Source organism: Bacillus sp. SIMBA_008 (genome assembly GCF_046535495.1).
In the GTDB taxonomy this organism is placed as follows: Bacteria; Bacillota; Bacilli; order Bacillales; family Bacillaceae; genus Bacillus; species Bacillus subtilis.
Map to the genome: position 1 here is coordinate 1 of NZ_JAWRWL010001284.1, position 235 is coordinate 235.

Genomic DNA, 235 nt, shown 5'->3' on the forward strand with positions numbered 1-235 from the left:
GAGTTGATACACATGTCTGATATGACAGAATTTGCGAACAAGATATTTTCCTCACAACCTTTCAGCAATTTTATTGGCGCAGAGTTGGATCACGTTGGAAAAAACAGTGCCCAAATATCGGTAATGATGCGGGAAGACCTTCGGCAGCAGCACGGATATGCACACGGCGGCGTGATCAGCTACCTGGCCGACAACAGTCTGACCTTTGCTGGGGGGCTCGCCTTAGGCGGGGATG

At 50.2% G+C, this 235-nt stretch carries 1 protein-coding gene; it reads left to right on the forward strand.

The window, feature by feature from the left end; all coding sequences use genetic code 11:
- Nucleotides 1-12: 12 nt before the first annotated feature.
- Nucleotides 13-235 (forward strand): PaaI family thioesterase (locus SB658_RS27570; protein ID WP_410603754.1); only part of this gene is annotated, 223 nt, incomplete at its 3' end.